Origin of the sequence: Paenibacillus sp. GYB006 (genome assembly GCF_036577645.1) — a bacterium.
GTDB lineage: Bacteria > Bacillota > Bacilli > Paenibacillales > Paenibacillaceae > Paenibacillus.
Genome location: NZ_JARBDA010000092.1, coordinates 1 through 274, shown reverse-complemented (window position 1 = coordinate 274; position 274 = coordinate 1). Strand labels below are relative to the sequence as shown.

At 43.8% G+C, this 274-nt stretch carries 1 rRNA gene; it reads right to left on the bottom strand.

Annotation, left to right across the window (positions count from 1 at the left end):
- Positions 1-109 (bottom strand): 23S ribosomal RNA (locus PV403_RS25140); the annotation flags it as partial.
- Positions 110-274 lie beyond the last annotated feature (165 nt).

The window sequence follows — 274 nt, the reverse complement described above, 5'->3', positions numbered from 1 at the left end:
CCCGGATCAAAGCTTGCGTACAGCTCCCCGAGGCAGTATCGTTGTTCGCCACGTCCTTCATCGGCTCCTAGCGCCTAGGCATCCTCCGTGTGCTCTTAATAGCTTAACCATATTGTTCGGTGTTTTGGCTGAATCTCTCCAGTTGGCTTCGCCAAAAGTCGTTCTTCATCCAAAAACCTCACTCAGCAATCTATTAATCTTCACTTGTTTAACACAAGTTCAGCTTAAAGGATATTTCTAAAATCGCAAAATTGTTTCGTTATCTAGTTTTCAA